The organism is Leifsonia sp. SIMBA_070 (genome assembly GCF_046534635.1).
In the GTDB taxonomy this organism is placed as follows: domain Bacteria; phylum Actinomycetota; class Actinomycetes; order Actinomycetales; family Microbacteriaceae; genus Leifsonia.
Genome location: NZ_JAWRYK010000714.1, coordinates 1 through 248, shown reverse-complemented (window position 1 = coordinate 248; position 248 = coordinate 1). Strand labels below are relative to the sequence as shown.

Below are 248 nucleotides of genomic sequence, written 5' to 3'. Positions count from 1 at the left end.
CGAGCGGCGCTTCCGGCGCGAACAACAGAAGCTCCTCGGCCTGCTCGACGACGTCAACAAGAACCAGATCCAGATCCTCGCATCGCTCACGCGGCTGCGCCGCGAGGCGCTGGATCCCGCCTTCGGCGACGCTGCCGATCTCCCCGGAGTGACGAGCGCGAAGCTGACGGCGCTCGCCGAACTGCTCGACGAGATCACCGCCGACGGGCATCGTGCGCTCGTCTTCAGTCAGTTCACCGACTTCCTCG

1 protein-coding gene is annotated in these 248 nt (G+C 66.9%); it reads left to right on the top strand.

The window, feature by feature from the left end:
- The coding region (locus SB754_RS22105; protein ID WP_410784437.1) for a hypothetical protein at positions 1-248 on the top strand (248 nt) is incomplete at both ends.